This is a genomic window from Kineococcus siccus (assembly GCF_009906795.1).
In the GTDB taxonomy this organism is placed as follows: domain Bacteria; phylum Actinomycetota; class Actinomycetes; order Actinomycetales; family Kineococcaceae; genus Kineococcus; species Kineococcus siccus.
In genome coordinates, this window is the sequence record NZ_JAAALN010000153.1 from 1 (window position 1) to 10382 (window position 10382).

The 10382-nt window shown below is 75.4% G+C and carries 13 protein-coding genes; 6 read left to right on the forward strand and 7 right to left on the reverse strand.

Annotated elements, in window-relative coordinates:
- Positions 1-104: 104 nt before the first annotated feature.
- Both GTR02_RS15575 and GTR02_RS15580 read right to left on the reverse strand, forming a co-directional pair.
- Positions 105-866, reverse strand: coding sequence for a YqjF family protein (locus tag GTR02_RS15575; protein WP_338073851.1), 762 nt, complete (start codon positions 864-866; stop codon positions 105-107).
- 52 nt (positions 867-918) lie between these two features.
- Entirely contained in the window at positions 919-1680 is a 762-nt protein-coding gene (locus tag GTR02_RS15580) for an alpha/beta fold hydrolase (RefSeq protein ID WP_166608411.1), read from the reverse strand.
- Between the two features lie 104 nt (positions 1681-1784).
- Here GTR02_RS15580 and GTR02_RS15585 point away from each other — a divergent pair, with 104 nt between their 5' ends.
- Genes GTR02_RS15585 through GTR02_RS15600 form a run of 4 tightly spaced genes read left to right on the forward strand, consistent with a single transcriptional unit; the run spans position 1785 to position 5027 of the window.
- The gene (locus GTR02_RS15585; protein ID WP_166608412.1) at positions 1785-2042 is read left to right on the forward strand and encodes a hypothetical protein; all 258 of its coding nucleotides are present in this window, start codon (positions 1785-1787) and stop codon (positions 2040-2042) included.
- 55 nt (positions 2043-2097) lie between these two features.
- Positions 2098-3360, forward strand: coding sequence for a four-carbon acid sugar kinase family protein (locus GTR02_RS15590; RefSeq protein WP_166608413.1), 1263 nt, complete (start codon positions 2098-2100; stop codon positions 3358-3360).
- Positions 3357-4394, forward strand: a complete 1038-nt coding sequence (pdxA, locus tag GTR02_RS15595; protein ID WP_205709389.1) for a 4-hydroxythreonine-4-phosphate dehydrogenase PdxA — start codon at positions 3357-3359, stop codon at positions 4392-4394. The genes GTR02_RS15590 and pdxA overlap by 4 nt, the downstream gene beginning before the upstream one ends.
- 51 nt (positions 4395-4445) lie before the next feature.
- On the forward strand, positions 4446-5027 hold the full coding sequence (locus GTR02_RS15600) for a mycothiol transferase (protein ID WP_166608414.1): 582 nt from the start codon (positions 4446-4448) through the stop codon (positions 5025-5027).
- Positions 5028-5037: 10 nt separating this feature from the next.
- Here GTR02_RS15600 and GTR02_RS15605 read toward each other — a convergent pair whose 3' ends face one another.
- From GTR02_RS15605 to GTR02_RS15620, 4 genes are all read right to left on the reverse strand, one after another.
- Positions 5038-6132 (reverse strand): NAD(P)/FAD-dependent oxidoreductase, encoded by a 1095-nt coding sequence (locus GTR02_RS15605; protein WP_166608415.1) that lies wholly within the window; start codon positions 6130-6132, stop codon positions 5038-5040.
- A 60-nt stretch (positions 6133-6192) separates the two neighbouring features.
- Positions 6193-6762, reverse strand: coding sequence for a helix-turn-helix domain-containing protein (locus GTR02_RS15610; protein ID WP_166608416.1), 570 nt, complete (start codon positions 6760-6762; stop codon positions 6193-6195).
- Between the two features lie 96 nt (positions 6763-6858).
- Positions 6859-7038 (reverse strand): hypothetical protein, encoded by a 180-nt coding sequence (locus GTR02_RS15615; protein WP_166608417.1) that lies wholly within the window; start codon positions 7036-7038, stop codon positions 6859-6861.
- 233 nt (positions 7039-7271) lie between these two features.
- Positions 7272-7826, reverse strand: a complete 555-nt coding sequence (locus tag GTR02_RS15620; protein WP_166608418.1) for a hypothetical protein — start codon at positions 7824-7826, stop codon at positions 7272-7274.
- Between the two features lie 47 nt (positions 7827-7873).
- Between GTR02_RS15620 and GTR02_RS15625 the strand changes: the two genes are divergently transcribed.
- Entirely contained in the window at positions 7874-8674 is an 801-nt protein-coding gene (locus tag GTR02_RS15625) for a class I SAM-dependent methyltransferase (RefSeq protein WP_166608419.1), read from the forward strand.
- Positions 8675-8684: 10 nt separating this feature from the next.
- Here the strand turns inward: GTR02_RS15625 and GTR02_RS15630 are convergent, their stop codons facing one another.
- A complete protein-coding gene (locus GTR02_RS15630; protein WP_205709390.1) occupies positions 8685-9317 on the reverse strand; it encodes a TetR family transcriptional regulator in 633 nt (210 codons plus the stop codon).
- Between the two features lie 98 nt (positions 9318-9415).
- On the opposite strand from GTR02_RS15630, the gene GTR02_RS15635 reads away from it, so the two are divergent.
- The coding region (locus GTR02_RS15635; protein ID WP_166608420.1) for an alpha/beta fold hydrolase at positions 9416-10382 on the forward strand (967 nt) is incomplete at its 3' end.

Below are 10382 nucleotides of genomic sequence, written 5' to 3' on the forward strand. Positions count from 1 at the left end.
GTACTCGGAGGGTCGGGGCTGTCGTCGCGCACGGCGGCGGCGGTCCTCTCAGCGGTAGGGGTCTGTCGATCGGCAACGGCCGGGGCCGCCGGGGAGTTCCGCGCTCAGAGCCGGACGGGGACGCTGAACCTCGTCGTGACGCGCCGCGCGAAGCTGACGTGGTCGGGTGCGCGGTGCGCGAGGTCCGCGAAACCCGCGGCGGCCAGGAACCCGTCGTCGAGGGCGAGGACCTCCGCGCGGCGCAGCGGCCACGCCTCGTGCTCGTTGGCGATCCACCACGTGCGGCCGAGGTGCTCGACGTGCAGGCCGTAGCGCGCGCTGACGAACTGCCCGACCTCGTCGGCGACGAGCTCGGCCGGGCTCAGCGCCGCCCCCTCGCGCACGACGACGCGGCTGCGCACGCCGGCCGGCCCGGGCCAGCGGGTGCGGGCGGTCCACGCGAGCTCCCGGTGCCCGTCGCGCTCGCGCACCGCGCGGCGCATCGCCGAGAACCGGTACGGCAGGCCGAACACCGTGCGGGCGCCCAGGACGACGGCGAGCCGGGAGGCGTCGAGGCTCGCGAACACGACGCCGCGCCGGCCCGCGGCGTCGCGCGAGTACAGCCGGACGTTCGTCTCGAGGAACGTGCCCGCCCAGGGCACGGCCGGCAGCGTCCCGGGCCCGGCCCCGCGCAGCGTGAACGGGATGAGGCCGACGTAGGTCGCGCCGTCCAGCACGTCGGGCTCCGCCCCCGGCGGCAGGTGCGGGGCGACGACGGCCGGGTCGACGGCCCAGTGCAGGAAGGCCAGGTCGTCCCAGTGCTGGTGCATCAGCTGGGGCCCTGTCAGCGCCGGGGCGTCGACGAGGGGCAGGCGCGGGAAGGACACCCGGTCACGGTAGGGCGCGGCGCGCCCCGGGCGCCGCCGGGTGGGAGGTGAGCTAGCTCTCGCGCAGGTACTGGTCGGCCCAGGCGCTGATGATGCGCGCGGCCCGCCGCGCCTGCCCGGCCGCGATGAGGAGGTGGTCGGAACCCTCGAGGGCCACGAAGCTGCGCGGGTGCTGCGCCAGCTTGAAGATGGTGCTGGCGTTGTCGATGCTCACGGTGTCGTCGGTCGGCGAGTGCATCACGAGCAGCGGCAGCCCCAGCTGCCGGACGTGGTGGCGCAGGTCGGCCTGGCGCACGTCCTCGATGAAGGCCCGCTTGAGCGTCAGCGCCCGCCCGCCCACGAGCCACTCCGCGTGCCCCTCGGCCATGACCCGGCCCACGAGCGCGTCGTAGTTGTGCTCGACGTGCCCCGGTTCCGACGGTGCCCCGACGCTGACCACGGCCTGCAGCCCGGGGACCTGGCCCGCCGCGGCGATGACCGCCGCGCCGCCGAAGCTGTGGCCGACGAGCAGGTGGACCGGAGTCCCGCGCTCGCGCATGAACTCCGTGGCCCGGACGGTGTCGGACACCTTGTGGGTGAAGGAGCCGTCGCCCCAGTCGCCCTCGGAGTCGCCGAGGCCGAGGTTGTCGAAGCGCAGCATCCCGATGCCCTCGGCCGCGAGGCCCTTGCAGATCCGCGCGGCGGCCGGGGAGTCCTTGCCGAGGGTGAACCCGTGGGCGAACACCCCCCACCCGCGCGCCTCGCCGTCCGGCAGGTCCAGCAGCCCCGCCAGCCGCTGACCCGTGCTGCTGCTGAACGACACGCGCTCCGCCACGGTCCCCTCCCTCGCCTCGCCGACACGACGAACCTCCCACACCTCCCCGCCCCGGGCCGGGTCGTGCGGTCGCCGCCCGCCGCGGGCCCCGGCAGGGTGGCGGCATGAGCCAGCACACCGAACTGCGCCTGCGCGTCGGCCGCGAGACCGGCCACACCCTGCACCTGCGCCGCGGGGACGAGCCGTCCGACCTGGACGACTTCCTCGGGTCGGTCGTCACGCCCGAGCTGGCCGGGAAGATCGCCGAGGCGTGGAACGCGTACTGGCCGGCGCCCGACCCGGGCGAGGTGGGCATGGGCCGGGTCGAGCAGGTGAAGGCGCGGGCGGCGGAGCGCGCGCACCAGGCGGACCTCGACGGTTGACGGGTGCCGGCCGGCGGGAGGTGCCGGTCGGGCCACCACCCGCGAGACTCCGGGGGTGAGCAGTCCCGCCGAGCACCGCGCCCTGGGCGTCGTGCTGGCCGACGACCTCTCCGGCGCGGCCGAGGTCGCGGGGCTGTTGCTGCAGCGCGGTCGCCCCTGCACGGTCCTGCTGGGCGCGGCGGCCGCGGCGCCCGCGCACGCCGGGACGCTCGTCGTGGACGTCGACCACCGGTGCACCGCACCGGGGCCCGGGCACGCCGCGGTGACCGCCGCGGTCGCGGCCCTCGCGCCGGCGGGGCTGCTCGCCGTGAAGCTCGACTCGCTGTGGCGGGGTCACGTCGGCGCGACCGTCTCGGCCCTGCAGGACAACGGGTTCGGCGTCGTCCTCGCGGGAGCGCTGCCCGCGCTGGGGCGCACGGTCGTCGGCGGCGTCCCCCTGGTGGACGGCGTCGCGCTGGCGGGGACGGGCCTGTGGGACCGCGAGCCCACGACCGCCCCGGCCGCCGTGCGGGACCTGCTGGCGGCCGCCCCGCAGGAGGTCGGCCTCGCCGCGGTGCGCTCCCCCGGCCTCGCGGGGGTCCTGCGCGGCGTCGTGGTGGCCGGGGCGTGCGCCGTCCTCGACGCCGAGACCGACGACGACCTCGCCGCGGCCGCCCGTGCGGCCGCCCTGCTCGCGGGCGAGGGGCACCGCGTGGCGCTGGTCGGCAGCGCCGCCCTCGTGGCCGCCGCGGCGGACGCGACCCCCGCGGCGGACGGCTCCTGCGCCCCCGCCGTCGCCGAGGTCACCGTCGCCGAGCTCACCGTGGCCACGGGCCCCCGCGCCACCGCGGTCGTCGCGGGCAGCGGGGCCGCCGCCACGGCCGCGCAGCTGGCCTACCTGCTGGCGGCCGCCCCGGGCGCCGCGCCGGTGCTGGTCACCCCGGTCGCCGACGCCCTCGTACCCGAGGCTCCGGCGGCCGACCCGCTCGTGCTGAGCCTGGCCGGCGCCCACCCCGACGCGCGGGCCGCCGTGGTGCGGCTGGCCGAGCGGGCGGTCGCGGTCGTGGGCCACCGCGACCTCGTGCTCACGGGCGGCGAGACGGCCCGCGCCGTGCTGGACCGCCTCGGCGTCGACCTGCTGCGCCCCGTCGCGCAGCTGTCCCACGGCGCCGTCGTGAGCCTCGCCCGCGACGGCCGGCTCGTCGCCACGAAACCCGGCAGCTTCGGCGGTCCCGCCGAGTTGCACGACCTCGTGCTGCTGCTGCGCCGGCTGCGCACCGCTGCGCCCGGACACCCCCGCACGGAACCCTCCGCCCCCCGACCCCTGGAGATGCTGTGAGCACCACGACGAACGCCGACCCGGCCCCGGTCACCGGGGACCGCCGACCCGTGATCGCCGTGACGATGGGCGACGGCGCGGGCGTCGGCCCCGAGGTCACGGTCGGCGCCCTGCTGCACGCGGAGGCGTTCACGGCCGGCCGCCCCCTCGTCGTCGGCGACGCGCACCGCCTGCGCCTGGCCGCGGGCGCCCTGGGCGTCGAGGTCGACGTCGTGGAGGTCGCGTCGGTGGCCGAGGCGGCGTTCACACCGGGGCGCATCGACGTGGTCGACCCGCACCTGCTGCCGGCCGACCTGCCGTGGGGCGAGCTGTCGGCGGAGGCCGGCCACGCGGCCCACGAGTACGTGCGGATCGCGTGCGAGCTCGCGCTGCGCGGGGAGGTGCAGGCCATCTGCACCGCGCCGCTGAACAAGGCCGCGCTGCACGCGGGCGGCCACCTCTTCCCGGGGCACACCGAACTGCTCGCCCACTTCTGCGGGGTCGAGGAGGTGTCGATGATGCTGACCACGCCGCGCATCAAGGTCATCCACGTGACGACCCACATCGGCCTGATCGACGCGGTCGCGCGGATCGAACCCGGCCTCGTGGAGCGCACCATCCGCCGCGGCGCCGACGCGCTGCGCCGCGCGGGGAACCCCTCGCCCCGCATCGGCGTGTGCGCCATCAACCCGCACGCGGGCGAGAACGGGTTGTTCGGCTACGGCGAGGAGGCCGAGAAGGTCACCCCCGGCATCGAGGCGGCGCGCGCGGCGGGCATCGACGCCACCGGTCCGCTGCCCGCGGACACGGCGTTCTTCCTCGGCGGCCGGGGCGACTACGACCTGATCGTCGCCATGTACCACGACCAGGGCCACGGCCCCGTGAAGGTGCTCGGCATCGAGGCCGGCGTGAACATCACGGTGGGCCTGCCCGTCATCCGCACGTCCGTCGACCACGGCACGGCGTTCGACATCGCCGGCACCGGCCGCGTGGAGGTGGGCAGCATGGTGGAGGCCCTGCGGCAGGCCACGGAACTCGCCGCCGTCCCGTCCTGACGCAGGGGAGGCCCCTTCCTCGAGGGCGGCCGGGTGGGCGAGGGTGGGCGGGTGACCTCCGCCGCGAAGACCGACCTGCACCGCTACCTCCAGGAGGGGCGCGACGCCGTGCTCTGGAAGCTGGAGGGGCTGGCCGAGCACGACGTCCGCCGTCCGCTCACGCCGACCGGGACGAACCTCCTGGGGCTCGTGAAGCACCTGGCGGGCGTGGAGGCCGGGTACTTCGGTGAGGTGTTCGGCCGCGAGTTCCCCGAACCCCTGCCCTGGACGGACGACGACGCGGAACCCAACGCGGACATGTGGGCGACGGCGCAGGAGTCGCCCGCGGACGTCGTCGCGCTGTACCGCCGGGTGTGGGAGCACAGCGACGCGACCATCACGGCGCTGCCGCTGGACGCCCCCGGCGAGGTGCGGTGGTGGCGGCCGGAGAGCCGTTCCGTGACGCTGCAGCGCATCCTGCTGCACGTGGTCGCCGAGACGCACCGCCACGCGGGTCACGCCGACCTGGTGCGCGAACTCGTCGACGGGCAGGCCGGCGTGCGCGCGGGGAACGACAACCTGCCGGCGGGCGACGCGGCCTGGTGGGCCGGCTACCGCGCCCGCCTGCAGTCCGTGGCCGACGCGGTGCGCTGACGCTCCCCGGTCACAGGCCGTGCCGCCGGTCGCCGAGGACGAGCTCGCCGACCTCGCGCTCCGCGGCCGCGGAGAACGCGCCGGACGTCCCCGGCCCGGGGGCCGTCACCCCCGCGCTGACGGCCACCGCGGTGTCCTCCTCGAGCAGGGAGGCGTTCACCGCGGCCGCGGTCGTCAGACCCGCGGCGGCGGCCGTCGCCACCTGCGCCATCGGATCGCCCGCGTTGCCCGCCACGTACACGCCCGGCACCGCGGTGAGCCCCATCTCGCCGGACTCCAGGCGGGTGCCGAGGACCTCCGGCCCCATCGCGAACTCGACCGGCGCGAGCCCCAGGGGTGCGAGGAACTCCACCCGGGCCCGCATCGTCGTGGCGACCGCGACGGCGTCGGCCGGCACCACGCGCCCGCTGCTCAGGCGCACCCCCGTCAGCCGGTCCCCCTCGACGACCAGCCCGGCGGGGGCGCCGGCCTCGACGACGCCGACGCCGCGGGCCGCGAACTGCTGCCACTGCGCGTCGCTCGGCTCGACCCCGGGGGACAGCACCACGGTCACGTGCTCGCTGAGCCGGCGCCAGAGCAGCGTGGCGTGCAGGGAGCGTGCGGCCGTGGCCAGGACGACGATCCGCTGGTCGCGCACCTCCCAGCCGTGGCAGAACGGGCAGTGCAGGACGTCGCGGCCCCACCGCTCGGCCAAACCCTCGATGTCGGGCAGGTCGTCGACCAGCCCGCTGGCGACCACCACGCGTCGCGCGCGCAGAGCGCTCCCGTCGGCGAGCTCCACCCGGAACTCCGGTGCCGCCGCGGCCGGCGCCGTGCGGTGCACGGACACCACCGCGGCCTCGACGACGTCGGCTCCGTACGCCGCGAGGTCACGCCGCCCGGCGGCGAGGAGGTCGCCCGGCGCGACGCCGTCGAGCCCGAGGAGGTTGTGCACGCCGTGCGCCGGGGCGTTGCGGGGCTGCCCCGCGTCCACGACGACGACGCGGTAGCGGAACCGCGCGAGCGACGTCGCGGCGGTCAGGCCCGCGGCGCCCCCACCGATGACGACGGCGTCGAGCAGGGCGGTCTCGGTCGGGCGGACGGTCGAGGGGGCGGGAGACGTCATGCCGAGGACGGTACGGCGCTCCTGCGCTGAACGCACCACTCCTTGCGCCAAGGGCAAGGATCAGGGTTCGTGGAGGTGGGCTCGCTCGCCGTCGCGGTTGAAGATCGACAGGATCTCCAGGTCCCCCGACCCCGGTACCGGGGCGATCCGGTGGGGCACCATCGTGGAGAACTCCGCGGCCTCTCCCGGCTCGACGACCAGGACCCGGTCGCCCAGCTGCAGGTGCGCCCGCCCGGAGAGCACCGTGAACCACTCCCAGCCGGGGTGCACGCGGGGTTCGCCGGTCGGCGCCACCCCGGCGTGCAGCCGGGTCTTGACGACGACCATGCCCGCGGCGGCGCGGTCGCGGGACAGCAGCCAGTTGGTGACGTGCGGGTGGTGCGCCGGCTCGGGCCGGATGACGACGTCCTCGTCCTCGCCGCTCTCGACGAGCTCGTCGAGGCTCACCTCGAGGACCCGCGCGATCGGCACGAGCTGGTCCAGCGCGAGGCGCCGGTCGCCGGTCTCGATGCGGCTCAGGGTCGACGGGCTGAGGAAGCAGCGGGCGGCGAGGGTGTCCAGCGACCACCCCTTGGCCAGCCGCAGCGCCCGGATGCGGCGGCGGATGAGTCCGTCGATGTCGTGCTCCATGCGCAAGACTCTATGCGTCAACCGCAGAACGCACGTACCGTCGAGGCATGCGTCAGCACGGGAGCGAGGGCAGTCGGGATCGGCGGACCAACGTCCTCAGGGCGGATCCCCGATGGCCCCGAGTTCGCGGAGCAACTCGACGCCGCGCGGAGACGGCAACCAGTTCACCGCGTAGGTCACGCCGACGAAGCTGAACTCGCCCGCCTGCAGCTCGTCGAAGTCCTCATCCGACATCAATCCCCAGTCCGAGTACCGCTGCGGGTCGACGAAGAACACTTCCCACCGCAACTCCAGCGCCGTCCACCTCTCGCGGCGCCAAAAGGGGGCCGTGCCTGTGGTCCCACACTCCAGCAGTCAACTGGAGGGCGCCCAAGCGCTCGCCCCGGTGCTCCAACTCACTGATGCCGCCGTCGTAGCGCCGGATGACGTCTTCCGGGGCATTCATCGCGACCCCCTAGGCACCGGACGCTCGGCAGACCTGTTCTCGACGTGGTGATCACAGCAGGGCCTCATCCGGACGTCCTACCTCGCGACCGACATCTCCGTCGTCGAGCCCAGGTGTTGGGTCGCACATCGACCAGCCAGACCCCAGCCATGGCGAGCAGCCCGACGCCCGTCACGACCGCCACGAACCACGCCTGCTGAAGGAGGGAGACGACGAAGACGCAGCCGACGGTGACCACGACGACGACGGTCGCGGCCGTCGGTCGGCGCATCACCTTCAGGAGCACCTGAAGAGCAAATCCGACGAAGCAGATCGCCGGCGTCAGAGCCGAGCTCCAGTCACGGTCCGCGGCGGCGACGACCGTCCACAACGCGAATCCGCCGATGAGCCACCAGTCCGACCACCGGTCCGCACCTCGGTGGCCGGCGCGGCGCCTCGCCCGCTTGGCCGTAGGTGCCGTCACCGCCCCAGCATCCCCGATGCGGGCAGCGTCGACCCTTCCCCCTGCGCCGTTCGAGTGACGGCGCTGACGGGCTGCTCGTCGGCGGACACACGAAAGCCCCACGCACGACGAACTCTCGACGGTCACGGCGGAGGAGCCCGCGGCGTCGTGCTTCATGCGCAAGACTCTATGCGTCAACCGCAGACCGCACGTACCGTCGAGGCATGCGTCAGCACGGGCACGACCACGGCCCCCACCACGACGACCGAACGCAGACCGACCACGGGGCCGGAGACCACCGGGAGTTCCTCGACCTCGACGCCGAGGTCTTCGGCGCCCAGCTCGGCGCCGCTCTCGACCTCGCCGGGGTTCCCGCTCCCCGCCACGTCGTGGACCTGGGGGCCGGCAGCGGCACCGGCAGCCGGCTGCTCCGCGCCCGCCACCCCGGCGCGACGCTGACGTGCGTCGACAACGACCGCGAGATGCTCCACGCGCTGCGGCAGCACGGTTTCGCCACGCTCGAGGCCGATCTCGACGAGGGGTTCCCGGAGCTGGGAGCCGCGGCCGGGCCACCGGACCTGGTGTGGGCGGCGTCCTCGCTGCACCACGTCACCCGCCCCGCACCGCTGCTCGCGGGCGTGCGGTCCGCACTGGCTCCCGGCGGGACCCTCGTGGTCGTCGAGCTCGCCGGCCTGCCACGCTTCCTGGCGGACTCCGCCTGCGCCGCAGTCGAAGAGCGCTGCCACGCCGCCGCCGCGGCCGAGGGCTGGAACCACCACCCCGACTGGACCCCGGTGATCGAGGGAGCGGGTTTCACGGTCCAGCGGACGGAACTCTCGACGCCCGCCCCGGTCACCCCCGCCGCGCGCCGCTACGCCCGGGAGTGGCTCACCCGCTTCGCCACCCTGGGGGCGCTGACCGCCGCCGACCGGGCCGCCGTCACCGACCTGCTCCCGCTCCTCGCCGCGGACCTGCCCCTCAGCCCCCGCGCCGACCGCACGGTCTGGGTGGCCACACCCCGCTGACCCGGCCCGGTCAGGGCCCGTCGCGGGAGAACAGGCGCTCGACGGCGTCGTCCGCCGGGGCCGGGCCCGGCAGGTCGGCGTGCTGGAGACCCGCGAGGGCGACGGCCAGCGCCCGCCGCCACAGGTGCGGCGCGAACTCCCGCGACGCGTCCAGGACGCTGCCCACCATGAGGTGCACCGCGACGAGGTCGCCGACGGTGACCCCGGCCGGCAGCTGCCCGGCCGCGACGGCCCGTTGGAGGAGCCCGCGGACGACGGGGGTCATCCGCCGGCTGGTGCGCTCGACGATCGCGTAGGACCCGTCCTGGCCGCGCAGGATCTGCCCCAGCGCCCGGTTCTCCGCCTCCAGCTCCAGCTGCCGGGTGAAGAACTCGCCCAGGCCGACCCAGGCGTCCTCGCCGCGCGCCGCGTCCTCGGCCATCCGGTGCACGGCCTCGACGTGCCCGTCGAACACTGCGTCCACGAGGTCCTGCCGGTCGGGGAACCGCCGGTACACGGTGCCCATCCCCGTCCCGGCCGCGCGCGCGATCTCCTCGTAGGAGACGCCGAGCCCCCGCTCGGCCATGAGGGCCCCCGCCGTCTCCAGCAGTCGCTGCCGGTTCCGCTCGGCGTCGCGGCGCAGGCCCGGCCCTCCCGTCGTCACGCCGCGAGAGTACCCAAGTGGAGGACGCGTTACCAAGTTGAAGTTGTCTTCCGGTTCCGTGGTCTACTGAGGATCCGCCCACCACACCTGGAGTCCCCGTGAGCACCGCACCCACCGACGCCGCCGCCGTCACGCCGCACCCGATCCACGTGCCGGAGGCCGAGCTGGAGCTCCTGCGCACCCGCCTCCTCGCGACCCGCTGGCCCGAGGCCGAGACCGCGGCGGGCCAGGGCCCGGCGCTGCACCGCCTGCAGGACCTGTGCCGGCACTGGGCCACCGAGTACGACTGGCGGCGCTGCGAACGGGACCTCAACGCCCTCGGGTCCTCGCGGACGGTCGTCGACGGCCTGGGCATCCACCTCCTGCACGTGCGCTCCCCCGAGCCCGGGGCCCGGCCCCTGCTGCTGTGCCACGGGTGGCCGGGTTCGGTCCTGGAGTTCCGGCGTCTGGTCGGGCCGCTCACCGACCCGGTGGCCCACGGCGGTGACGCCCGCGACGCCTTCCACGTCGTCGTCCCGTCGATGCCCGGATTCGGGTTCTCGGACAAGCCCACCGGCCCCGGCTGGGACACCGCCCGCATCGCCGACGCGTGGATCACCCTGATGGCCCGGCTCGGCTACGACGACTGGTTCGCGCAGGGCGGCGATTGGGGCGCCGCGGTCGTCGACGAGATCGGCCGCCGGCCCGGCTCGGGCTGCGTGGGCCTGCACTTCAACCTGCCCCTGGTGTTCCCCACCCCGCAGGAGATGCAGGAGGCCACCCCCGAGGAGCACCGGATGGCCGCCCGCACGCAGCGGTACGCGAGCGAGCAGGACGCCTACGCCCGCGAGCAGGCCACCCGCCCGCAGACGATCGGCTACTCCCTCGCCGACTCCCCGGTGGGCCTCGCGGCGTGGATCTACACCGTGTTCGAGGACGTGACCGACCACGACGGCTCCCCCGAGGACGCCGTCCCGCGCGACGAGATCCTCGACGACGTGATGATGTTCTGGCTGACGAACACGGGCGCCTCCGCGGCCCGGCTCTACTGGGAGTCCCGGCGGAGCCAGGCGGGCAGCCCCGGCC

Coding starts and splice junctions, on each gene's coding strand:
- GTR02_RS15585 (WP_166608412.1), top strand. CDS start 1,785: ATGAGCCAGCACACCGAACTGCGCCTGCGCGTCGGCCGCGAGACCGGC.
- GTR02_RS15605 (WP_166608415.1), bottom strand. CDS start 6,132: ATGACGTCTCCCGCCCCCTCGACCGTCCGCCCGACCGAGACCGCCCTG.
- GTR02_RS15610 (WP_166608416.1), bottom strand. CDS start 6,762: ATGGAGCACGACATCGACGGACTCATCCGCCGCCGCATCCGGGCGCTG.
- GTR02_RS15620 (WP_166608418.1), bottom strand. CDS start 7,826: ATGAAGCACGACGCCGCGGGCTCCTCCGCCGTGACCGTCGAGAGTTCG.
- GTR02_RS15625 (WP_166608419.1), top strand. CDS start 7,874: ATGCGTCAGCACGGGCACGACCACGGCCCCCACCACGACGACCGAACG.